8 protein-coding genes are annotated in these 23,717 nt (G+C 57.3%); all 8 read right to left on the reverse strand.

Translation table 11 applies throughout. The features are described 5' to 3' along the window. Positions 1-7: 7 nt before the first annotated feature. Positions 8-589 (reverse strand): hypothetical protein, encoded by a 582-nt coding sequence (locus BH682_RS19535; RefSeq protein ID WP_190287643.1) that lies wholly within the window; start codon positions 587-589, stop codon positions 8-10. Then, positions 582-2,756 (reverse strand): UvrD-helicase domain-containing protein, encoded by a 2,175-nt coding sequence (locus BH682_RS19540; RefSeq protein WP_190287642.1) that lies wholly within the window; start codon positions 2,754-2,756, stop codon positions 582-584. Before BH682_RS19540 ends, BH682_RS19535 begins: the two co-directional genes overlap by 8 nt. Continuing rightward, the gene (locus tag BH682_RS19545; protein WP_075833823.1) at positions 2,753-9,103 is read right to left on the reverse strand and encodes a DEAD/DEAH box helicase; all 6,351 of its coding nucleotides are present in this window, start codon (positions 9,101-9,103) and stop codon (positions 2,753-2,755) included. The genes BH682_RS19540 and BH682_RS19545 overlap by 4 nt, the downstream gene beginning before the upstream one ends. Next, entirely contained in the window at positions 9,096-13,808 is a 4,713-nt protein-coding gene (locus BH682_RS19550) for an Eco57I restriction-modification methylase domain-containing protein (protein ID WP_075833825.1), read from the reverse strand. The genes BH682_RS19545 and BH682_RS19550 overlap by 8 nt, the downstream gene beginning before the upstream one ends. A 3-nt stretch (positions 13,809-13,811) precedes the next feature. Beyond that, the gene (locus BH682_RS19555; RefSeq protein WP_075833827.1) at positions 13,812-16,607 is read right to left on the reverse strand and encodes a DEAD/DEAH box helicase; all 2,796 of its coding nucleotides are present in this window, start codon (positions 16,605-16,607) and stop codon (positions 13,812-13,814) included. 133 nt (positions 16,608-16,740) lie between these two features. After that, positions 16,741-18,465 (reverse strand): DUF1998 domain-containing protein, encoded by a 1,725-nt coding sequence (drmB, locus tag BH682_RS19560; protein ID WP_075833828.1) that lies wholly within the window; start codon positions 18,463-18,465, stop codon positions 16,741-16,743. Beyond that, positions 18,465-21,662, reverse strand: a complete 3,198-nt coding sequence (locus tag BH682_RS19565) for a helicase-related protein (RefSeq protein ID WP_223304604.1) — start codon at positions 21,660-21,662, stop codon at positions 18,465-18,467. The genes drmB and BH682_RS19565 overlap by 1 nt, the downstream gene beginning before the upstream one ends. Further along, on the reverse strand, positions 21,659-23,461 hold the full coding sequence (locus BH682_RS19570; protein ID WP_223304603.1) for a UvrD-helicase domain-containing protein: 1,803 nt from the start codon (positions 23,459-23,461) through the stop codon (positions 21,659-21,661). The genes BH682_RS19565 and BH682_RS19570 overlap by 4 nt, the downstream gene beginning before the upstream one ends. Between the last annotated feature and the right edge of the window lie 256 nt (positions 23,462-23,717).

Consider the following 23,717-nt stretch of genomic DNA (forward strand, 5'->3'; position numbering starts at 1 on the left):
GAGCAGGCTAGTGATCGTCGCAAACACCCGAACGCGGCAGCTGAACCCGACAGGTCGGACACAAGGCAGCAATTGGTTCTGGTTGAGGTTTCGCTCTCCGCCGCTGGGCAATGATCGCCGGCGGTAGAGCCGGGACGCCGCCCTCTGCGGGGATAGCAGCACCGAAGTACTTGTAGCACTCCAGTCGCGCCTCAGCTGCGTGTTGATCGAGGTCTTCCGGGACCTCGAGTCCAGCGACTTCGAGTACGTAGCGGTACCCATCACCAACACTCTGATCCTGCTTGACACATAATGCAGTCAGCGATGGTAGCTCCTCGGCGGCGGTTCGGTCGACGACCTGACCGAGCACACCACCGATCCAGTTCCGCATCTGCGAGCGGCTCCGAATACCGGTGCTCGCCTGAACTTTTTCGGCAAGATCCTTGTAGGTAATGAACGAGTGATAGTTCGACGCAACGTCCACGAGAACGTCAAAAGCAGCATCAGCCCACGCCGACGTGGCGTCCTTGAACTGGACAGCAGTACCGTCCGAAACTCGCCAGGTTCCTGGAGTCTGCACACCTTCTAGCTCCGGACTCAGTTCACTCACAATGCTTCTCCACCAAGTCGGAAATCTTCCCTGTGCCGAACAGTGCCAGTTGCTCCCGAGCACGCGAGCCCGCGACATAAAGAATCCGGCGCAGCTTTAGTTCCCCTTGAACCCGATCCACCCCGGTCAATCTTTTGACGTAGAACGGCGGGAACTCGCCTTCGCCGAGCCTGCACATTGCAACTGCACGGAACTCCAGCCCCTTCGCCCGGTGCATCGTCATCACTCGGACTGCGTCTCCACTCTTGTCCTCGTCTGACCGGTCGGTCACGATGACGCTCTGGATGCCCGAGGATTGGAGAGATTCAGCTAGGTCTTTAACGCTGTCTTTGTCCAACGCGAAGACTGCGATGTCGGAGAGATTCAAGCCTTCTCCGACCCATTTCTGCACTTGGACAGAAAGACCCTTGTTCTCGTCCCCAATGTTCTTGCGTACGAGGACCTCAGGCGCCGGCCCTCCAAAGACTGACCGTGCGCCCGCGAGGGTGTCCGCTGCCAGATCGAGGTCGTCGACTTCAGTGTCTGCGACGCCTAAGCACCATTGCAGAATTTCTTTCGATGTTCGGTAGTTGATTGTGAGGCGACGCGATCGGCCTCTCGTCTCAATTCCGAAGCGAGAGAGCGGTGCCGGTCGACCGTAGATGCGTTGGTGGGCGTCACCAACGATGAACATGTCGTCGCTATCCGCAGGCACCAACGCTCGTAGCAGCTTCCAATGGGCAGGATGAAGATCCTGCGCCTCGTCTACCACAACATGTCGATACCCCAGCTGGTCCCGGAGCGTCGAGTCAGACAGCAAAGTTGCGGCTGCTTGAGAGGCCAGCTGTGTGAAGGTCATCAGACCCTGGGACCGCATCAGGCTTTCGAATTGCTCGATCACCTTCCAGACGTCAGCGCGCTGAGGTCGGCTCAGACGTTGACTCCGACCACTTCGGGGCACTCTGAGATAGCCGGCTTCATCGACAATCGCGTTGCCCAAGACAACCTGCGACCATTCATCGGCCAAGAAAGTGGCGTCCCAGGTTCCCGTGGCAACCAGTGCAGCGGAAGACCACAGTTCTCTCACCTCGGAACTATCGGACGACACAAACTTCGTGTTTGCGACTGCAATGCGTCCGGCATCCGATGCTGTGACAACGCGCCGCGCCAAGGCGTCGATGTTGACCACATCAACTCGATCCAGGACCTTGGGTCCGGCCAGCTGCTTGAGTTGCGATTCGATCGTCCGCGCAAGGTTCTTGGTGAATGTAGTGAACAAAACCTTCGTCGCGGCTTCTTGCGAATCGAGCTGTCGAGCAAGGAATCTCGCGCGGTGAATCGCCGTTACGGTCTTGCCTGTGCCAGCTCCACCCGTAACACGGAAGGGGCCGTTCCATCCCTTGTGCGTCGCGAGTTTGCGCTGAAGAGGATGCAGCCACACGCGCCACTTCGCGAAGTCTCCTTCGAGAACTGCCCGAAGCTCGTCCTCATTTTCACCGTCGAAGCTTGTGAAGCTCAGTCGTGACAGCGGTCGCTGCAGCGCAGCGGAGAGATCCTCGACGTCGACTTCACCAGGCTCATCAACGACGAGATCTGCCCACACATCATCCGGACTCTTGCCGTACACCAAATCAAGCACAGCACTGCCTTGCGACGAAGGGAGTGCAGTAACAATAGATTCCAGGGTGTCCTCGTCGGACACCTTCTTCAACTGCTCGGCAATCTCGGATTCGACGCCAAATCGTTCCAGGTCCTTCTGACTGACCTTCGCAGGCATCAAAGGTTTGACGGTGTCGGTCGACTGCTGAACCTGTCGCGCTTTGCCCACGGCTTCGTCAAGGGCCAATGAGTCGAACAGCTCGGCCGCGCCAGTCTTCGGGTTGACCTGAAGCGTGAGCTTGCTGGCGTACTCGTACGCGTCGTCATGCTTCTTCACTGCGACGAGGTACAACGTGCTGGTTTCCGAATCCTCCCCTGCAGCAATGAGAACAGCACGATAGTTGTCAGTGACCCGAGCGGTACGCACGTGTTTGGTTTTTGCGAGCTTCGGGATCTTGAAATCCAACCCGGTTGCATCCGGGTCCTGCTGCAACTTCACCATGAAACTGAGTACACGACTGCGCACGCTGCCGTCGAGGCTGTCATAGGAGTCTTGAAACAGGTCATGCATCAGGACGTGTGTCTTCACTTGCTACTCCCATTCACGGCATTCTCCAGATCGCGGGCAAGCGTATCCGGAACATTCTCGTCCTCGACGGTTTGTACTGTCCATCCGTCCTTCGCGAGCCATTTGTCACGGTCGTCGTCGATATCAACGACGACGGCAACCTTTGCAGCGGGCCACGCAAGTTCAACCTGCCAGATACTTTGGTCTGGGCCCACTTCTGCACCGGCTTCTGGCACATCCATGGCGGCTGCCGCCATAATCTCGATCAGCTTCGCAAGGACTGGATCTGTGTAGTCCCGAACAACAGCCCATTCAGGCGCTAGCTCGGCGATCTGGCCGGCGGTTGTGGACTGCGCAGAAGCCGACAGAGGAATGTGCGACTGAGCCAACGGATCAACGGACCGTCGAGTCCAAATCTCCACCATCCGCATCGGCATTTGATGCCCAAAACGCGGAAGGGTGAGGAACTGCAGAACATTCGCCCATCGCAGCCATTCACGCCATCGCGCAGCGTGCTCGGGACCACCAACCTCTGTGTGGCGATCGTCCAGCACGCTGAGCACTCCCGTTGTGGGAACGTGGTCCGCGGGATCTGCAACCACGATCAGCGGCAATCCACTCAAGCCTGTACGGGGTACCAGCATGACGGTTCCATCTGATTCCGAATCCGCCTTGGCGCCACCGAGGAATGAATTCAGGCTCGCGTCGAAGCTACCCGGTTTCACCATAATCGGTGCATCCGATCCGTGTCTTCCCGGATTCACAATGGCCAATACGGTCCCTTGGGCGCCATCACCCCACACTGCAGCGTCGGGATCAGCCAGGTACTCGATCATAAAGTCGATCGGATTGCCCCACAACAGTTTCAAACGGGGATCATCGATGCCAACACTCGCAGTATTCTGTATCTGTTGGTGAACAAGGTCCGGAACTGCAGCCTTCAGAGAATTTGAAATAAAGGCCTGAACATCGTCCCATGAAATCGACCACACTCGCCGGCCGTCGCGACGCAGTGCATCCCGCTTCATCGCGTCGTCATCGGTTCGGTTGTGCTCAACGCTCGCATGGAATTTCGCGCCGTCCAGATACACCGCAACGTCGCACCCCTGCGCGTCGCTTCGTGTCAGGAGGAAGTCCGGTTGCGTCGCAATCGATCCTGCTCTGACGTCAACCAGCGGTCGCATACGCCACCGCCGAGGCTCTCCGTCGGGATTCGCAAGTCGCAGGTCAAGCTCTTCCCCCTTGGAACCAATAGCGGCTTCGATTGACCATCCTTCTCGAGACGCAATCCGTTCCTTGAGTGCCTCTCGGAACTGCAGTTCCAGTTCGCTGAGTTGAACTTTGGCAATGTCCACTGTGCTGACGGTCGGAATCTTCTCGACATCCCAATCTTGAAGGAAGTTGTCGAGCAGTCCTAACGCCGATTCTCTTGATGCATTGGGCATTTCACGAGACTGAAGGACTCCGTACAAGCATCGGTGGCACGCGGCACGGCCTTCGAGTCTGCACGGGCATGCCGCAAGAACATCCCGCGCGAGGGTGAGAATATACCGCAACCGTTCAGGCTGCCCGAAGCGGTCGAGGTAGCCGGTGCCGCCCGGGACAGTGTCATGTAAGACAAGGAAGCGCCTCACCGAACCCATACCGTCGCTCATGCTCGACGCAACAACCGCAAGGTGCTGAGGGTCGCCACCGAAATCTCGCCGCAGTCCGAGTAGCAACGCTCCCTTGAAGGACGTCATCGTCGTCTCGAAATGCAACAACGAAACCGGCAGCAACAGCCGGACAGCTTGCGTTTTCAGTTCGTGAGAGAGCAGCAGCTTCTCCCATTTTTCAGCTGTCCCCCGCCTGGTCGCGCAGTAGCCCCGGTGGCGAGCCTTATCCTTTTCGGTCGCCTTCTTGGCCACGACGCCACAGTGAGAACACGTGGTAAATCCTGCTGCCGACAGTGTCTCGCCGGCAATGATCGTCTCGTTGCCAGGCACATCACCCAACCCGACGTTGATCGAACGTATTACCGCGGAACGTGCATACTCGGCGCCGAAGACCGTCTCTTTCAGCTTCCAGGCGTCCACGATGTCCGCGGGGTCGATATCAACCCCGGTGACACGCCCGAAGTACGTTTTGGTTCTGTCGTCAGCGTCCTCGTCAATCAGAACATCGTCGAGCCGGTGCACCGCTGATACCCGCTGCAATGGCAGAACCTTATGCACTGCACCGGCATCGGTCACTGCCGAGCTGTGGCATCGCGGACATGCGGTCAACGGCGCCGACGCGTTAGTTGTCCCCCATCCACAGGACGGGCACAACCTGGTGTTGGCCCACAGCGGTTGCGAAAGCGGCCCGACGTCAACGGCGTCGACCTCCACTCGTTTGCCGCTGGCGTAGAAAAACGCGCCCGGCGCCAACTCGGTGAGTGCGCTACTGCTGCTTCGTTCGTAGGTGAGGTCGAGTGCTTGCGGCTCTGGGGAGTCATTCTCGTTTGCGGTCCACCAGAGGTGCACGTCGAGCGTCGTGGAATCGTCGAGCAGGTTGTAGTTCGGTAGTAGGCCTACCCCACTCAAGCCTGTCAACGTCTCTTGACGTCCCCGCTCACGTAGTTGATCGCCAAGTGCTCGCGACTCTCCCATACAGCGCTTGCGGTCATCCTTTTGCTTGTCGTCGAGATGACCATGCTTGTCGATCTCCGCCACGGTTTTGGCGAGATCGTTGAGACGGCTGCGAATTTCGTCAGAGTCCGTTTGCCACGCCAGCGCTACTCGCGCCGCGCTCTCACGGAGCCCTCCGCCAGCGAAGTCCTTCACCGCGGACTGCGCTTCCGGCACAAGCTTCTTACCGAACAACCCAAGGAACTCTGCGCTCAGAGAGTCAGCGTCCGCAGTCGCAGCGTCGACCACAGCACGCAACCACGCCCCATCCGCCATACCTCCGCTCAACGCTGCGCTGAGCTTGGGTGGCATCACAGGTACAACGCCGAGACCACCAGTTGCGAGGCGGTCCAACGCGAAGGCGAAGAACTGGCGGTAGAGCAACTCCGTCGCATTAAGGTACGCACCGGGCGGCAGCACCTCACCGGCGAGCAGGTGGCCTGGCTGGGCAAAGTAGTAGAGGTCGCGCGGCGAACTAGGCACGGCCGCGAGAACGAACGCATTGCCTGTCGAACGGCCGGCACGTCCGATCCGCTGAAGATAGCTCGCGGTAGACCGTGGCAGCGAGGCTAGTGCGACGATACTCAGATCGCCGATATCGATTCCGAGTTCCAGTGTCGGCGTACACGCGAGGATGTTGGGATCAACAGGCGAGCCGCCGCTCTTGAAGCGCGCCTCCACTTCCTCTCGCTCTTCCCGGTCGAGAAGTCCGGTGTGCTCCGCACTGACGATGCGCCGGATGCGCCCCGACTGATACATCTTCCGGTAGAAGTTTTCGGACTCCATCTCGACTGAACTCAGAGTGCCCGGGCACCGCATTCGTGGGCACGGAGCCCCGGTCCACAGTGACTCCCGCTGCTTCGAGCTGGGCTGCACGTGATGACAGATCGGACACTGCAACCGAGCAATGTCATTGGGGTCCAGAATGATCCGGTCCGGCGTGATGCCGTAAACCTTGGATCCTTTTTCGCCACTGCGTCGTTCGAGTGGCCCGTCTTCGCTTGCGAGAGAGTCGACCACGTCCGCGAGTAGCGCTCTAGCTTCAGGCGCCGTCACTCCAAGGCACCGCCTCGTCCAATCGGTCAGCCAGGACTCACCCCGAGGATTGACCGCCATGAAGTCTGTATCACCAGCCGCACCGGTGGTCAAAAAGCCGGGAGCAGGTCGCCCAAGCGGGAATTTTGGCATTCCCTCAGCGCTACCGCCCCAAATCGACCAGCGCCTACCTTCATCGCGGATGTAGCGCGATAGCCATTGGTGGAAGACACCACCGTTCACCCGAAGATGCTCCAACAACCCCAAGATCCAGATGTCATAGCGAGGGCCGCCCACGGACTCAGATTCAAGCTCGAGCTGTTGCGGCCTCTGGTCAGGCATCTCGAGACTGAGCTGACCCGACGGCCCCCCTCCAAGACTCAGGCTCAGTTGTGGCAGGTTCTGGTGAATGTCATGAGCGCGCTGCGAAAACAGCGGCAGATCAACGTCAACATCGACGGCCATCGCGCCAGTGAGCTCGAGCGTACGACCCACGCGGGCATTCAATCCTGCTTCCAGTTGCGCTTGGAAGGCGATCCGCACTCCCAACAGTTCGCGCATCCACCCTTTAGGATCGTTCTCCAACCACGCGCCGTCGACTCCTGTACGACGTACAAAGTCCGGCGGAGTGATCGAGTAAAGCTGATCGACGGGAATGTCCGCGACAAGTCGATCGGAGGTTTCCTTGAGAGTTGTCCGCTCGCCGTGAGTCGCGCCCAGCAGAGCGGATCGAAAGTTGAATTGGAACGCGCGACCCTCAATGAATGCCGCACGGTGTGCGGCGTCCTGCACCGAATCGGTGAAAACGAGGGTCTTCTTCTCGCTATCGGCTAGAAGCGTGGATCCGAACTCACTGGTGAGCCCGACACTCAGGAGCGTGGCGACACTCGATCCCATGAATCGGATTGCGTTCTTCGCGCCACACGAGGGGCATGCCTGATCGAATGCCGCCTTTTCGTCTGGAGTGCAATGGACCGCAAGAGCATTCGCACTCGGGACCGACCCGATTTCAAGCGTATCTGGGTCGAGGTAGCTGACGCCTTTGTCACTTTCATCTGCGAGGAGCAGGGCGCGTGTTTTGAATCGGGTGGTCAGCCGGGCACTGTCTCGCCAGATTGTGACGGGATCATGGCCGAGCTCATCACCGAGTTCTGTTGTCGTTGCAATCCATCCGGAGTGTCCGCACACTCGGCAATGTGCCGCAGGCAGAAACGTGCCTTCGGTTGGTAGCCCGTCGTGCCACCAGTCGAATCTGGTTTCACGACTAAGACTTCGGAGCATGCGGGTAAGTTCCCGTACCCACAGCTGAACCTGAACGTTGATCATCGGCCACAGGTTGCCGTTGTCATCCTTGATTCTCGCAACGGACATCAACGCAAGGAACTTGAGCAGCGCCTGCTGCACATCGAGAGGTTTTGTCGAGTTATGCACGCCCCAGGGCAGCACACCAGCCTGGGTGATCCTCGCGACGGCATCAGCCGGTGTGAGGGGCTCACCACCAAGAGTGTCAATCACGACGCGAGTCAGGAAATGAGTCCTTAGAGTTTCGCCAATTTCTACCGGGTCGGCGTAGTCGATCTCAGCCGCGTGCGCACCAGGTTCCACCGAGGGCTGAAGCACGGCTCGCGCCAACGGTTCCCATGATCCGGTGACTGAGGCATCTACCTCCGGAGCGTCCAGGATCGTGTCGACCGAGGGAATCTCGAGGCCAAAGTCGACGTGCGGCACCACATCCGCAGCGGACAATGAGGTTTCGGTGATTAGCGATTCGGGTGCGAACTCGGTACCGAAGATTGTTTCAGCGAACTCTCGCAGTTCATCTGAGCGAGTACCTCCACCAAGTGTCGCGGATGTTGCGACGGGAGTGATACGCCCCAGCGGCCGTCCATCCTCAGCCACTCCGGTCCGCGCGCCGAGCCGGCGAATGAGCATTGCTACATCGGTTCCCTGAGCCCCGTCGTATGTGTGAAACTCATCGAGTACAAGGTACTGCAGTGTCGCAGCAGCGTTGTCCCACAATGGTTTATCGCCTGCGCGAAGCAGCAGCAGATCGAGCATCTTGTAGTTGGTGAGCAGTATGTCGGGCGGGTTTTTCCGCAGCTCGTCGCGGTGGTCGACCAGCTGGTTGCGGGTTCGAGTCCTACGTCGGCCTTCACCACCGATGTAAACACCTGCGGTGACCTCACTGAGCTGAGGATCGTCGTGGAGATAGTTCGCCAAGCGACGAGCCTGGTCAGTGACCAGCGCGTTCATCGGATACAGGATGATCGCTTTGATCCCGCGCTCACCCCGAGCTGTCGATCGTCGGGCGTGGTCAAGAAGCGGCACCAGGAAAGACTCAGTTTTACCTGAGCCTGTTCCCGTGGTCACGATCGTTGGCTGCGCGCCTCGCCCATGTGTTGAGAGTCGATCGAATGCCTGCGCTTGATGCTGAAAAGGTTGAAACCCCTTAGGCATCCATTCCAGAGGCGACTTCCAACTCTTCGCCACTTGTTGGTACGGCGTGCGGAGCTTGAGGTATGGACCACGGAAGATCCCGGTCTCGGGGTCACGTAGAAACTCACTGAGCGCCTTGCCCGCGTTGACATCTGCCAGCGAGAATGTGGTGGATAGGTACTCGGTGATCGAGTCCCGCGTTTCCTCCGCCAATAGCGACGGAAAGGTCGGGGAGGAATCCTTAACCATTCAGCCCAAGCCTCCGCTCAAACTCGGCGTACGCAATGCGCATCTCAGCTTCACGGTCAGGCTTGTAGAACCAAGGTTCATCGTGGTTGTCGTCCGGAGGGAAAGGCTTGTAACGGTCGAGGAGATCTCCACTGTCTTCACCGTCAAAATATTCCTGAAGGAGTTTGTAGTCTTCCTTCTGTTGCTTCGCCCCCTGCGCATGATGATCTTTCGCGATCTTTCGACCTCGTGAGTCGAAATACATCTCATACTCGTACTTACGGAGCACCGGAAACTGCGCTCGAAAAATGAGTCCCAGATGCTCAGCCGTGAGCCCCAGCATGAGCGCGGCCAACGCATCGATCTCGACCAACGCAGCACGCCTTTCGAGATCGGTTCTGAGCGGGGTATCCATAGTCCACGTCCGCTGCGCTACCCCGATCGACGAGATGGCAACGCGTGCATCCGTCCACGAATCGGTCTCGAACGAGGCCTGAAACAGAGCCTCCCACAACGGCGCATAATCTTGCGTTACGCAGTTCAGGCGAAGCGTACGTAAGAGCAGAAGCCGATAGGCGGCGTGATTGACCGGCGCCGGAACACGCTTAAGCAACTCCATATTGACAGCCGAGGTACCACTAACTTTGATCAGGTAGTCGTAAGGGAGCGACGCCAACAGTCCCGCAATCAGCGCAGTATTCAAGAGAGACGGCGCGAAGTTCGTGCCCAGGTCGCCCTTGCCGACACCCGCGCCGACTGCCATTGACCGAATCGTATGGACATGCGCAGCACCTGGTGGAAGTAATGCAGCATGCAACGACCTTTCGAGGCCCGGTTGGGTCATGTCTCGCCACGCGACCCTCCAGTAGTCAATCGCCGGATTCTTGCCCCAGACAGGAATTCCTGCATCGTAGGCCTCACGATCGCAAGCACGTTGATAATTCGTGCGAGGGATCATCGACTCGGACAACTCTTCAAGATCCCACAGCGCGTAATCACTATTATTCTTACAATTTTCATTCGGCTCTTTAGCGAATGGATTTCCCACCGTAAAATGCGGACCCTGATAAACTACATCCCCCCAAACTTCAGGCCTCCCACTCTTCCATTCGATATAGCCATCCTGTTTTGATGTCTTCTCATTCCATAAACTCGACCACCGGTAACCGATGTCAGACAACCGCAATTTGTGAGCAGAGAAAACAGAAAGAATTTCGATATGCTCACGAGTCAATGGGCGAAGCAACCGGGCCTGTTCGGCACGCACACCTGGCTCGTCAAAGAGCTTTACCCAATCCGTGAGCGTCTCTCTATCAATTTGTGCCAGCCGAGATAAATGTGGACGAAAGTCCCATCCGCCCCAGGCATACTGTATACCCGGAATTTCCCCATCACTGGCCGCCACGAGCGACGCTTCAAGCGTCAGCGGATTCTGCAAGTAGGACATCTGCAGAAAATTTGGTTCCTGAACGCAGCCATATATGCTGATTCCAAACACCATCTTATCGCTAACTCCCTCAAACATGAACAGCCCATTGAGAAACTGCCAATGCCGACGCAATCTCGAGTAGGTTTCCGCTCGCAAGTTACCCGCCTTAGGATCCGAAAAATGACTCTCGGGGTGGATCAAACCTGCGATCCCGCCGCCACCCAAGTTTCGCCATACCCTCTCCATAAAGTTCATGTAGAGGTTCGTCCGGACCCCTGCAAGCGTCGGGTACTCGACCTTTGAACCGAGATTTTCAGCTGCGCCGGCCCAGCTTGCTAGATCTCCCAGATATTGATCGAGGGCGCTACTCGAATGAAGAACATCCATTCGTCTAGCATTAATCACAGATTCTGAAATGTTCGACTGCAGCGAGAAATACGGGTCGAACTCGGACAGGACCGTCGACTCCCACCAGTCTGGCCTCACCCACGGCGGGTTTCCAACCTGGACGTCAAACCCGCCCCTTCGAAAAATCGGAGCAAAATCAAGTTCCCAGTGAAAAAACCCTTGGCCATCTGAGATATTGCGGGCCGTTCCGAGCCACTCATGATTCGAAACTAACAGCCACACAGGCCGCATCCCGTAAAAGCTGCGCTCAAGCTCATCCATCTTTGACAGTTGATCGAAGCTCTCGACCGTCTCGTGAAACATGCCCTGATCCGTCGCGCCCTTGCGCAGTCCATCGGCACCAAGGAGTTCTTCGAGCGTCGTCATCCATTCGTCCAGATTTGGCGGACCGGGGTGGTGATCGTCGTCGTGGTCAGAATCCTCAACCGACCCAGTCAATGGCCAGAACCACATCGCGCACCAGACATCCATGGCCAACCGCAGCCGCATATATGGACCTTCGGGATCAAGCAGCTCTGACTCGACCTGCTCACGCGTTGCGGCAGTCTGTACCGCAGGGATCTCGGCACCCCACACGTCAATGTGCCGTGACACTTCTCGTTCACTGATCTCTAAGCGCCGCAGGGCGAGCTCCCACAACCGTTCGACACGTCGCGAAAGTGCACGCAGTCGATCGAGCTGCTTCGCACTCGGCTTCTTCGTTACCTCTGCTCGCCACTTCTTCAGTGCTGCAGCCGCTTCCGGCGCCAGCTCTTTGGCTTGCTTTGCGTCAGCTACGGCCGCCCATCCATCAGCAGGCAGAAGGAAATGGTGGATCTCGCCATCACCGATTGGACCTTCAGCCAAAGGTCTATCCGTCGGAGGCGTCTTCAACCAGCTCTTCTTTGCACGCCCAAGCGAGGTGAAATCGTAGGTGGCGCGACGTGCACCGATCAAGGAATTACCTCGACGAAGGTGCAAACCAAACCATGGCGCCTGAAGTCCCTTGTGCATCACATTGAGCCAAAGCGACACCTCTGCAAGTTCAACAGCGGTCGCGTTCAGGTCCACACCGTAGGCTCGATGCAAGGCAAGGTAAGCCTTTACCTTCTGCAGCTCTGTCGCATAGTTCTCCGGCTGAATGCGGTCGCCGAGTTCATTCTGGCGCCGCGTCAGATACTCAGCAGAAAGCTGATTGATTGCTTCGTTCAGAAAGGCGCCACTGCCGAGCGCTGGCTCACAGATCCGATACTTGAGAATGTCGGCAGCAGTCGTCTCCTCCGTGATCAATTCGGCCAACGAATGCTTAACCACAGTCTTGGTCAACACTTCTGGCGTGTAATACGAGGCACTACGCTGTCGATCGCGACCTGAAAGCCGAAAAACGAAGCTGCCCTTCGGATGTCGGACGATATCCTTCCGCCCCGTCAAGCGATCCTCACGCCAAACAATATCGCCAGCGTCGTAATCTCCCGACTTCGTGGACGGCACTAGCCATGAGCCCTTGTCTGCATTGCCGTCTTTCGCGACCTCGACCATGTCGTCATCTGCGATCAAGCCCGAGTAGGACATCAACCCCTCGTAGACGGCACCCAGCTGGTTGATACCGAGCTGCGCGTAGGAGATGTAACCACGCTGCTTGTTCTTGTTCTTCGAAGGCTTCGACAGCAGAAGGAGAGTCAGCACTTCCTGCAGTACCTTGTTGCTGATCTTCGCGTCGTCAATCAACGGCGTACGAGCGGGATCGAATAGGTCTGAACGCATCGCTTCGAACACGAGGCCGTCGCCATTTCGATTATCAGCGCCGTGCCCGTCGTTCACGAGCCTGAACAGCAGATTCAGGGACTCATGCAGGTGGTGCCCGCCAGCCGACTTCCCTGTCAGCGGCACCTGGGTAATTTCGCGCAGGCGATCAAGGCCGTAGCCGGATCCGTACTCGGGCGCTCCGACCGGCAGAATTCCAAGCTCTGGGCGCGCTTCAGCGAAGAGTAGGAACAAGATTCGATATAGAAAGCGCAACGACTGAATCGTCAATTCCCGCGGGAGCTCGGGGATGCCATTGACCGGCCGGCCCCCAGCACGGCGCTGATCAAGAACCTCGTTGGCAATCCTCTCGATCGAAATACGAAGTCCCTCACGAAGATCCTCGCTGACACCTACTGCATGCTTCTCGGAATCCTCGGTAAAGGCATCCAGCGCCGTCTTACCATCATCGTTCGGGAGCAACACGTCAGCAGACCAGAGACCAGCATGGTGTGCGAGCTCGCCAGTCGCTTTCTCGTCACGTCGATCCAATGCCGTTGCAATATCGAACGCCAGGTACCGGCCCTCAGACCAGCGAGCCGCATCAGTCAGGAGCACGACGCTACCCGCAACCACGAGGAGATATCGCGGAGCATTGTCACTGACAAAAAGCTGCGTGACAGCTTTCGATACTGATCCCAGCAGCTCAATCTTTGCGCTCGTGATCGACAGTTGCAGGGGGGAAATAAGTTCTGCATCCGCCGAGAACAGGCCATCGGCGTCGATAGCCGGTACTGCCTGCAGGATCTGCAGAGCATCGGTTGCAGTAGCACTGGCGAAGCGCCCTAACAGCGGGACGGCGATCGGAGTTTCACCCTGGAAAGTTTCGAGAACGGTTTCGGCACTATCGAAACCGACTGCACTGAGCAGCATTCGATGAAGGTCTGTCACCGATGCGACATAATCCGTCTGAGTTGGCTCGGGCAGTTTGCCTAGCGTGGTCAGATAGCTACCGCTGATCGTCGACAGCCCCTTTATGGGAGTGTCCTTGCCCTGGGAAGCGAGTTCCTTCCATCCTTTCGCAAGATCCTTCAGCTTGTTGGGGAAGACCTCGGCAAGCCAATGCTCGGATAGATAGTCGTTGACGTTGGAGACTGAATCGAACATTGGTTACAGACCTGCTTTCGGCACAATCACAGCAACAACGCGAACAAAGGGGTCACCGCTCGCAGCAAGTGAATCGATTAGAGCGGAAGATTCGTCGAGGGCCTCGGAGATCTCGAGCTTCGATCCGGTTCGCCGTCCCGAGTCCGTCACTATCTCGAGAACTGTTTGTTCCCAACCTTTCAGGCTCTTTCGATACTCATCGATACGCCGGAGCAAATCTGCTTCGAAGTCATCGCGGCGGTCACGAAGGTGTTCAGTCGCAGCATCCACCGCAGCGGGGACCAGGGTCTGCAACACTTCCAAATCTACGTCGCCGAAACCAGCATTGGAGGCTCCTTCCCTGATGCCTGCTTGATCCAAGGTCTCGTCAAAATCGCCGATTTCAGGATTGCCAGGCAGCCCACGAACTGCCCCCCAACCCGCAATTGCTGGTTGCCCCTTGGCATTCGACCAGACTGCCTGAGTTAGGAAGACTGGCTCGCTGACAGCTCCTGACAGGACTGGTATCTCGTTACGTCCGAACCGAGATACCGATCGGTCAGCCGCCCAATCAAGAACTGGGTGCACGGGAGCAAGGAAATGAACGTCCGGCCACGCACTGTCAGTTGACTTTCGGGCTTTGTCGAGGCGGCCTTCGGCGAATTCAACACTCCCCGATACTCGGAGGCGGTCGACAATTTTCTGTTCGTCGAGGTATTCAGAGGGCAGATCACGAAACCGCGGCACAAGATCTGCCGGCGGGTTGAAGGCGATCATGTCTGTATCTTCGTCGCGAGCGATGTCCAATCCGTGTCCGCCGGGTTCGGACGCAACGTCCTTCAAAGCGTCGGCAAGGAAATTGTCATCGTCCACAAATAGTGAACGTTGCGGTGCGCGCTCAGGTGTTGGGTCGCCGGTATGGCTACCGGCCGTTACTTGGAGTTGCGCAAACGGATTCAAGGCTGCAGGCGTCGGCTCCGGAACGACGTCATCCAGGTCCTTCCCTTCACGAATCGCCTGGATAACAGTCTTCTCTTCGATGTCAGCGTCATGCACATCAAGGAGCACTCCGGCGTCACCCAACGCGAGATTGGCTTCGTGTTCCTTCAGAAGGAGCTTGGTGACCACGCGCAAATCGCTCGGCACGTCATCGGAGTCGCTGGTGAGTGCTAATGCCGCAATCTGCGGTTCATGCATTTGCCCATATCTGTCGATGCGGCCGTTGCGCTGCTGAATCCGAATGAACGACCAAGGGAGGTCGTAGTGAACGAGCTGGTGACATTCCTTGTGCAGGTTCAGGCCTTCGGAAGCCATGTCGGAAGCGAGTAAGACTCGAATCTCAGAATTGGCCTGGCCGAAGCCCTCCACTACCGACTGAACCTTCTCATCAGGAAGTCCGGCATGCAGCACTTGAACTGCCTTGGCTGAAAGTTTGAGTGCCTTCGAGACCTCAGCCCCCAGCCACGTCAGGGTGTCGATTCGCTCCGAGAACACAACTACTCGGGTCGTAGATCCCTTCCCTACTCCGACGGATTTCAGATGTTCGACGAGCGATTTGAGCTTCGACGATCCTTGTTGATCAGCTTCTTCGGCGAGAGCATCCAAGCGCACGAGTGCTTTGGCCTCTGGAGATGATGCGGAGTCGAGAGACTTCAACCGTCGACCAACACTTGCGCGGAGGGCCTTCGGGGACGAGAGAAATCCTTTGAACAGTGTCCAGGGAAAGAGCTGGCGTCCTTGCCCCGTGACGACAGAATCGCCCGTTGGGTGAAGCCATACGTCCTCGAGTTCGCGCAACACAGCTATCTCGGCCGCATTGGGAACAACCTCGATCACGCGTGGGGTACGTCGTTGCTTCCACCGATGCGCGACATCCAACTTGACGTCGGGTGAATTGCGGTGCCTTCGGACATAGAGGTGCTCGATATCCTTGGCGGTGTACTCCTCACGATCTGCAATGGCGGTTGGATCGAGAAGATTGATCAGTTCTGCAAATGACTTCGATTCCCCGTTATGGGGCGTGGCACTAGCCAGAATTAGTGCATCAGTCTGTGCTGCAAGAAGTCTGGCGAGTTCGTTGTTCTGGGATGTGCGGTTGATCAAGTTGTGGCACTCGTCGATCACGACGGCGTCCCACTGCTGATCCTTCAGATGATGCTTGTACTTCGCAGGGTTCTTGAGTGTGTCAATCGAAACGATGACCCGCTTGTAGTAGCTGAACGGGTTTCGCGAACTCGGCAAAGTCTGCTTGACCTTCTGAATGCCATTCGAGTCCAGGCGCACCAACGGTATTGCGAACCGCGTCCACAGCTCATGCTGAAACTGTTCAAGCACCGCTCGTGGAGTGACAACCAGGATGCGCTCGCCACGACCACGCCGGATGAGCTCCGACAGCAAGATACCGATCTCAAGCGTCTTGCCAAGTCCCACCGCATCCCCGATGAGGATTCGGGGCCGGAGATTCTGTAGCGCTTGTGCAGCCGGCCGCAGCTGGTAGTCCATTCGGTCAAGCAGTGCCCGGTCGCCCACGGCGATACGGGTGTCGCAGGTGGGAAGTGGACTGCCGCGTCGGACAGATTCGAGCCACAGCCTCGAACGTCGGAATCCCGCTGACTCGTCGATCACGAGCTTGCCGTCGCGCGGGTCGAGTCGATCAATCGTGTCGAGGGCTCCGAAGAACACCGCGTCCTGATCACGAACCAACTCACTGACCCCAGTGACCTCGACGCGAGCCCCATCGCTTTCGGTGTTCCGGACTGCTCGAACGAGCCATTCCTCGTCACGAACAACTACGCGTTCACCTGCGGCAATATCAGCCACGTGTCACTCCTCATATCGGACAGCCAGATCAGATTAGCCCGCGAAACGAACTCGTCTTCGCAGCACTCCAGGCAACGGCCAGACACGTCACATGTTGGGGCGCCAAACGGCACCCCAACATGTGATGGCTGGTCTAGCCGGAAGCGACAACGGCGCTGAACAAGCCTTCATTCTCCTGGTTGTCTTCGGGAGAACCGAACAACAATGCACGATCCAAAAAGGTGTTGTTCAGCTCGCACGATGTCTCAGGAACCAACACACAGGCGTGACACGCTGCCAGGTTTAGCGCGTCGGTTCCTGATGCACCTGCCTCGACACAGACTGGGTCGGCTGAGCACCAGGACAGTCGGATTGAACCTTCGTGCAGTGCGCTCGCGAAGGACTCGGGCTCAGCCTGTGAAGCCACGCCTCCGAGACTGCCAGCCGAGTCAGAACTTGCTGTGTAGATCAGCAGCCCGGCCATCTCGTCATCTACAAACAGCCGTTCCCGCAGCGATGCCGCTGGATACCCCGCGTCGAGCGACAGCTGATCAATCAACACATGCGCGAGTGTATGAATCGCCACCTTCACGATGTCTACCTCGGCGGCCTCCGTTCGCCCAAATTCAACTGCCTGTCGATCTGCGGCTCGCTTCAGCGACTTACGACGAGCTTGAGCGAACGGGCGCTGCGCCCAGTCGTCGAGCTGTTTCCGATCGAATGCTACAAACACACCCTCTCCGATGACCTCAATCGCCGGAAGCCAGCTTTTCCGGCCATGCGACAGTTCACAGAGACCGTCTGCACCAAGTTCATTCACGCCGTTGAGCCGTGAAAAACCGTACAGGGCACGTACTTCCCGAAGTCGGGTTACCTTGCGCACTTCCGTAACGTAGTCCGGCAGAGACGAGGCTCGATCCATTTTGATACTGACAAAGTCGGAGCCTTGACTCTCGTCACGGCCATCAATCAGCGCCGAATACTCTTGCCTTCGGAGCGCTTCTTCCGTGAGTTCTTCATCCTCGTCGTCTCCTCGGCGACGTTCAGCCTCGGCGTTGATCTGATCGACCGAGAACTTTCCATTCGAGGAAGCCGCGATATTCGCTAAAAGTTTGTCAGTCAGGGCTTCAGGGTCCGCTAAGGCGATCCAATGCCGGTCTACAAATTTCGCAAGTGCTTCCGAATATGGCGGAATCGAGATCGCGGATCGCACGGCAGGCAACCAGACGTTCGACGCGCCACGCTGAAGTACCCTCGGGATCTCCGCGCAATCCTGCTTGTGATCGAACCCCAGCCACGGCCGCGCACCACTGCAGTGACCGTATTCGGCAAGAGCTTTAGGGCCGAAGGTTCCGTCCAACGACTTCGGATTCACGCCGCAGGTACACGTCAGAACCAAGTCAGCCAGCGACGAAGTCTTGCCGAGTGACTTCATTTGCATCTCATGGTTCTCGCCCTCACCGCTCTGTCCCTTGTGAAGCCAGCGGTAGTACGGAAATTCGTCGATGTGCCCCTTGTTGCATGCAGTGATCAGACGAAACGGTGCCAGGTCAGCTTTGTCCTTACATTTATTACATTTCGCGACGTTCCAGTCCCCCGAGAGGTCAAAGATCGATCCGATCCTGCGGCAGGACGGGCAAACCTGCGTGTAAGGAAATCTGATGACAGGGACATCTCGAGCTGTTCCTGCCGGCGGCGACTTCAACTCCCGAACCCGCAACGAGCGCGCAAGGCGCGGCTCACTGACGATCGGCGCTCGACTCTCATTCCAGTCGTCCAACCCTGTGATCATAAAACTTGTTGATTCTGAAGGGAATAGCCCACCAATTCCGTATGTACTCAGGAGCTGGCTGCGGCGTGCTTTGGCGCCAGTTGTCATTATTTTCTCCTCATCGGAATCTGGTACAAGCCAGTTTCTGCATCAACGTCGCGCATGCTCTGAAGGGTTGGCCAGGGAGCCTCGTCCTGCGAATACTCGATCGTGTCGTTGGTCAGGGCGGTCGCGGGATCCACCAATAGAGCCGCATCCAGGTTCTTGGAATTTCGATACTTCATACGAGGCTTTTGTTCGCCGGCTTCGGCCCAAACTTCCAACAGTTTATCGATCTGGTCGCGCGTATCGTCGGATTCTTCCGAAGCCACTTCTGCAACGCGCCGCTCCAAGATGTCCGCCACCTGCCGGAGACCGTCCCAGTTGTCTTCCGCTAGATACGCAGAACCGTCGGCAGCAAGTCCTGGAACCAGCAGTCTCGCAAGTGAAACCAAAACACCGTGCAGTCCTCGGTCTCGGGCGCGCGCCGCGAAAGGAGTCGCACTTGTCGCCTCCACTGCCCGGTAAAGAGCTTGGTGGTAGGGAATGAAGCTCTCGTAGTGTGAACGGTCGCGAGATCTCGCGGAGTTGAAGATTGTAGCTACCAGTCCCGGGTACTTTCGGCCCACCCGGCTGGTGGACTGGATGTACTCGGCGCTCGATTGTGGTTGACCCATCACTGCCATCAGCCCGAGTCGATCGATATCGACACCCACAGAAATCATGTTGGTCGCCAACACGACGTCGTCTGGCGTTCCGTCGCTGACCGTTCTTTCCATCTGCTTCAACGCACCCGGAATTTCCGAGGATGGCACACGACTGGTGAGCTCATTTAGTCTGCGAATCTCTCGTGGGTCTCCCTCGCTCCTATTGGCTACAACCCGTAGACGTTCTCTAACGTCACCTTCGACCTGGAGATACGCACTTCCGAGAACACGCAAGCTGTTGAAGTAGCCCAGCAGGGTCCAATAGGGATCGCGTGTGTCGTCGTCTCCCTCGAGATCCTTTGCCGCCTGTAGCAGCGCCGAATAGACACGCACCAACAGCGTTGCGTGGCTTGTGCCCGGAGTCATGATGCCCACGTATCGACGTGTCCCGTGGGTGTCACGCGGTGCCGGTTCTGCAAAGAAGGACTGATCTGGGTCGATACCTGGCGGCGGGAATTGCGCCGCCTCCCTGGCAAATACCGACCTGATCTGCTTCTCAGCACGCCTGATAGTGGCCGTCGATGCGATAATTTTGGCCCGACCGCGAGTTGTCCCTTCAGCTAAATTCTTCACCTCGCAGGCAGCGTCAATCGCGGTTTCATACAGCCCGACCATGGAGCCCAACGGACCCGAAATGAGGTGCAACTCATCCTGAATGATCAAATCCGGGGCATAGCCGATACCGTCACGAGCAAACAACTTGCCTACGTCAGCATTCCAAGCCATTGCCGCAAACTTGTCGACTGTACCCAGGATTAGCTCAGGGCGAGCCCTGTAGATGTCCTCGTCGACAACGTGCACTGGTAGGCCGTCTGCGAAATCACAGCCAGTCGTTCCGCACGCAATATGCAAGTGTCGTTCTGGACCAGTTTTCACCGAGTAGTTCTGATAATCCAGTTCACTTCCACACCAAGGACACTGCGTAAGTTGAACGGGATTCTTCTCGGTCAACTCACGACCAGATTTCAGGTCGCGCAGCGACCTCTTAGCTTCGTCCAGCTTATTGGGTGTGCCACCCGAACCAACCCACAGACCGATGGAGAACGCGCGCGATCCAAGTTCGGAATTTGCCAACCGCACAGTTTCAAGAGAACACACAAGCATCGTGGCACGCTCGAACTGCTGAATCGTCAACAGCCGCAGCGTATAGCGCATGATTACGGCAACACCGATCGCCTTCGGATCCTTCAGACGTCGATGAAAGATCGAGAACGCAACCAGGCCGAGGTATGCCTCGGTCTTCCCTCCGCCAGTGGGGAACCACAGTAGGTCCGCGATGTCACGATCGGGATGTGTCGGATCACTCAAACCAGGCAGGTTAAGAAGAATGTACGCAATCTGGAAGGGATACCACTGTTGATCCAAACCCTGATCAGCTGTGCCCGCAGCTCCCGAACGAACCCATACCTGCCGTGCGCGCTGCAACTGCATAGCCTTGTTGGACAACTGGAATGCCCGCATAGTGTCAGCATCGTTCTGCAGACGGGAGATTCCTGCATCGATCCGATCAGCCGCCTGCTTCGCTGCCTTCATATTGTTGCGTGCGATGTCTACCAGGTCCGTCTCGACATCAGCGGTACCGTCGTCGAGCGTCGCCTCGAGGTTTTCAATCCACAGCCGATACTGCCGCAACATCGCGCGCAGACTCCCCAAAACCTCCGCATCGGGCGCGTCGGATAGGAAGGACATACGCAGATTGACAGAATCATCAAGGATGCCCGGCCGCGCACGTGGAACTTCATGTGTTGGGAGGAACGTCGTCGCAACTTGCGTGATGCACTCGCCTACGGCATCTGCTCCCGCCCATTCGACCGCACAGCCGTGACCGATCGCGAAAGTCCGCATATTTCGGTACAGGAGAGCCGCACCGTCAAGGTCAGCGTCACGTCCAAGGTTTCGCTGACGAGAGCGATCAACGATCGCCGGTGAATCAGTGTCAATGGTCAACCCAACTTGGAACCACGCTTTCCCGTCGCGCAGTTCACCTTTCACGGATTCCTGGGTGTTGCGCAACGCCACGGATACCGTTACTGCACCTTCGCGAGCGGGTCGCACATACACATACAGCTCCAGCCCCTCCGGCATATCAGGCCGATAGGTCCCCGGCACATCCACCCGCTGGTCAACCGGCGCAATCTCGAGGTCATGCCGCTGCCAGTCACTTTCCCGGCTGCGTTTCGGCTTCTCCCCGCCGTCGCCTCGCGACTCCAACGGAACGTAGTACGCGGCCTTGGCGGAGATCTTGACCGCTGTTGCGACATCCAACTTCACTGAGAAGGTGAGCCCCATCGACGACGGAAATCGCATACGAGCCTGCGCCACAGGACTGTCTTCGGTCGCCGTCTGATCGCTCGGCTCTGTCCCGTCCGGCTCGGGTTCTTCTTGCAACACCTCATCAGCCGGCCACAAAACACCAACGATGTACCGATCCAACGGTGCTTCTTTGATCACCTCAGATGCACCACCCCCTGGACCGATGACGTCACGAGACAACTCCTCGACCATCTCGTCGCGGAACCGATACTTTTCGTCAAGCGAGGAATCAACTGATGAGCTCACTCTATTTCCTCCATGTTCGACCAATCAGGTTGTGCCAGACCAAAAACTCGCGGAGCCAACCAGAATCCTGCAAAGCTGACATCCATCTTTTCCGACTTCGCCGGATCTCCCGCCACCGTCTCCACCGAGACAACCGACAAGCCGGTTACCGAAGCAGGCCACGACCCGCCTTTCAGGTTGAATGCCTTCTTGAACTCCTCATTAAAGGTCTCACTGGTCCGTCCGATCGTGTGACCATCTTCCGTCGTCAGCAAGTACATCGGCAGTTCGGACGTAGAAACGTCCAGGTCCAGAGTCGCCTCGAGTCTCTGTCCCAACAATTTGTCGTCACGCAGATTCGACTGGATTGTTGCTGCACTGACCTGGCCTGCACTTACAGGAGCGTCGACATCAGTATCGCTGTAGCGGAACTCGACGGATCTCGTTCGCTTGTACTTTGACTTTTTGCTCGACACTTTCTCCATCAGCCGATCCCTCATCCAAAACTCGGACTTGAAACTCGCCCAGGTCTTCGGGATCCTGCACAGAAAAAGGTCATCGCGTGCCCGGCTCAGCGCGACGTACCGACCACGCATCACTACCCACGGGTCTTCGTCCTTACGAGAGAAATTCGGTTCGACAACGAAGACACGTTCAAACTCGAGCCCCTTCGCTTTGTGCACTGTCGAGACGATGACGTCGGCCTGGTCAGGTTCGGTCAAGGTCAATGGAATTGCGCCCGACCGAATCAACCTACGCAGACGAGAAAGATTGAGCTGATTATGGTTTCGCGAATCACCTTCTGCAGACTTCAGTAGATACCACCGATCCTCCGCAACTTCTGGTGAGCAGAACTGCGCCAGCGCCTCCTCGATCTCCGTTCTGGGGATACGGTGCCCGACCAATGAACCCAATGCCTGCGCGACCCACCTCGCGGCCCCAAATTCCTGTGCAGTTCGCCGAACAACATGGCCCACACCGGCTTCGCGCAGGTACCTCGACACCCGAAAGACCTCAGCATTGGTGTTACACAGGATCGCGGTGCGCGAGCCTTCCTGTTGAACTGATGAAGCCCATTCCTCGATGTCTCCACGGTCGATGAGGTTCTGTTCAAATTCGTCGAGGACAGCTCGCCCTTCGTCTGCGTCTGCTACCTCACGCAGAACTTCCCCCAGCTCGATAACCTGCTTGGGGTCCAACCCACGTGCACGATAGTTGTCACCTAGCCCAACTTGCTTGAGCCCGAGTTCATCTCGCAGTGCTTCGAAGACAGCCGAGGAAGGAGTCTTTGTCTTGGAATCCTCGAGTTGAAAATCGTAGATCCCTTGAAGCGGATCGCCGAGCGCAGTGATACCGACATCACGATCCAACTTGCGAAGCAATGCCAGCACAAAATCCGCGCGGTCCCCCACTAAATCCTGGACCTCATCCATCATCACATGTCGGAGTGTCTCGATCTCATAAGGAACATCGTCACCGTCGACGAGCAATTTCGTTGCCTGGCGAATCCGCGCTTCAAAGGAGCCCACCGGCTCAATATCTGCGTCCAGCAAAAGGCGGCCGGCTAGCGAATCGAATGTACGTACATTTGCTCGAGCTATATCTCGCGCATCTAAGCGCAGCTTGACAGCTTGTACCGCGGCGCGCGAAAAGCTCAACACCAAGATCTCGGTAGAAGCAGACAACTCCTCGTCGGCAACCAGACGGCCGATACGTGACGCCACCACTTCGGTCTTGCCTTGACCGGCCCCGGCAACGACGAGCAATCGCTCACCGATGGGAGCGTTTGAAACCTCGCGCTGTGGAGCATTCAATTCCATTGCACACTCTGGCCCACTCATCACTACCTCTTTCGCAACCGCCGAAATGATGGATCGTCATCTCGGGTTCAAATGCGTCAATATTGTCATGTTCCGAAGGAATCGCCCTCGCACCCGGTGCGCGATTCGTCGATCAAAGTAATGCTCTCAGCGCGGCAGCGCTTTCAATCTATATCGGTCAGTAAGCGCTGACTGTTGCAACAACGCCAAACACCTGGACCCAAGGAAATCGATCACTGGCACCTGTCAGACGATT

The sequence above is a fragment of the Rhodococcus sp. YL-1 genome, from assembly GCF_001942025.1.
Taxonomy (GTDB): domain Bacteria; phylum Actinomycetota; class Actinomycetes; order Mycobacteriales; family Mycobacteriaceae; genus Rhodococcus_F; species Rhodococcus_F qingshengii.

Excerpts from the sequence above, each read along its gene's own strand:
- drmB (WP_075833828.1), bottom strand. The coding sequence starts at position 18,465 with ATGACAACTGGCGCCAAAGCACGCCGCAGCCAGCTCCTGAGTACATAC.
- BH682_RS19545 (WP_075833823.1), bottom strand. The coding sequence starts at position 9,103 with ATGGTTAAGGATTCCTCCCCGACCTTTCCGTCGCTATTGGCGGAGGAA.
- BH682_RS19550 (WP_075833825.1), bottom strand. The coding sequence starts at position 13,808 with ATGTTCGATTCAGTCTCCAACGTCAACGACTATCTATCCGAGCATTGG.
- BH682_RS19570 (WP_223304603.1), bottom strand. The coding sequence starts at position 23,461 with ATGGAATTGAATGCTCCACAGCGCGAGGTTTCAAACGCTCCCATCGGT.